This window comes from Bacillus sp. EKM206B, assembly GCF_011066015.1.
Classification (GTDB): Bacteria; Bacillota; Bacilli; order Bacillales; family Bacillaceae; genus Bacillus; species Bacillus velezensis.
The window spans coordinates 1-1586 of sequence record NZ_JAAMNL010000028.1 but is presented as its reverse complement, the minus strand read 5'-3'; the positions used below and the strand labels follow the sequence as shown (position 1 = coordinate 1586).

Sequence of the window (1586 nt, the reverse complement as noted above, 5' to 3'; positions counted from 1 at the left end):
TGATTAAGAAGGAAGAAGCGAAAGAGCGGGAAATCAAGGATCTAAAGAAAAAGCTGGCCGATGGTGTCACCGATCCGGATGAGTATTTGGAAATCGCGAAAAAGATCGGCTATGAAAACCTTGAACCCGCTCAGGTGGAATATGTGATGCAACTTGAACAAGCAAAACAGCTAGAAGAAGTCGGAGAAACGGCTTGGGATATCGTTAAAGGAATAGGCGTCGGCCTTTATGATGTCGGGAAAGACACCATAACAGGCGTCAAAGATCTCGCTGTCGGCGCATGGGATTTTTACCATCTCTCTGATGAACAAAAAGTCGCTAAAACCATATCGGCCGTATTGAACACACCCTCCTACGCAAAAATCATATGGACAAACCTGGCGGATTCATGGAATGATAAAATGGTTAACGGGGATGCGTATTCAAGATCACATTACATCACCTACGCCATCGGGAGCATTGTGGGACTCAAAGGTTCCGGCTCAGCTGTAAAAGTATCAAGCAAGCTCGCGAAAACAGGCGCCGCCAAAGTGGATAACGTCTTGGAAGCTGGAGAAAAAGCGGCTGTAAAACATGTAAAAACCGGGATTGAAAAAGGAAAAGACTATATCAATTCCGTTTCGAAAAACAAGTACGAACCCGCGCTTGCCGGAATAGCACAGGATATTGAAAATACTCACAATGTGAAGAATACGCCTTTGTTGAAAAGTATTATTGAAGAGCAGAAAGAGAGTGTTCTCAGTAAATCTGAAACTTCTAACAACACGGCCATAGGTAATGTCAAACAAGGTGATAGTACCCCTCTCGCACCTGGCGGCGGATTAGCTGCTCACGAAGCAAAAGGCGGGCATCTTATAGAAAGACATGTTGGTAAGACTGATGAAGAGTTATTAGAGAGGCTACAGATAAATAAGAAGATACGTGCCTCTTCTAGTTTCACTGATAGGCCAACTGCAGAAAGAGTCGCTAATGAAACATTAATTAAACATAAAAAGGAAATTGAAGAGTGGTTAAAAAGTGATGTTAATGATCCATTACCGTTACCTTATAGAGGAACCGAAGTTATAGGTAGAGGAGTTTGTAAAGGTTCAAATGAAGTTAAAGATATGACTAATGCTAGAATAGTATTAAAGAAAAATGAAGATGGTAGCTTTATACTAACAGGCTACCCAACGAGGTGATATATAATGATTGAAATTAAAGTTTCTGATCCTGTATTTAGATTTCTCGGTGGACATTTCCACCAAGATATAGAGTCTCCGGAAAATGCACTTGATGAATATTTAAATGAAGCATCACAAAAACTAAAAGAAAGAGATTTAATAGCACTAACTGAGTTTGTAAATAGTGATTATTCTGAAGCAGATAAGAATGAATTTATAGAAGAAGCAGCGGATGGCATATACTTTCCAGAAGATGATATAACACCATTAGAATGGCTTAAGCAAGTCACTGAACAAATTAAAAAACACCTTAAAACAACATAGTTAGAAAAAGAGCCCTCTTATAGGGACTGACCCCATAAGATGAGACAAATAAAAACACCTTCAAGTTTGAATACGGATGATTGTTATCCGAAATTAGAC

At 39.5% G+C, this 1586-nt stretch carries 2 protein-coding genes; both read left to right on the top strand.

The features are described 5' to 3' along the window. The coding region (locus G9F50_RS20210) for an RNase A-like domain-containing protein (protein WP_311388979.1) at window positions 1–1181 on the top strand (1181 nt) is incomplete at its 5' end. Window positions 1182–1187: 6 nt separating this feature from the next. Further along, window positions 1188–1487, top strand: a complete 300-nt coding sequence (locus G9F50_RS20205; RefSeq protein ID WP_032874492.1) for a contact-dependent growth inhibition system immunity protein — start codon at window positions 1188–1190, stop codon at window positions 1485–1487. Window positions 1488–1586 lie beyond the last annotated feature (99 nt).

Coding starts and splice junctions, on each gene's coding strand:
- G9F50_RS20205 (WP_032874492.1), top strand. CDS start 1,188: ATGATTGAAATTAAAGTTTCTGATCCTGTATTTAGATTTCTCGGTGGA.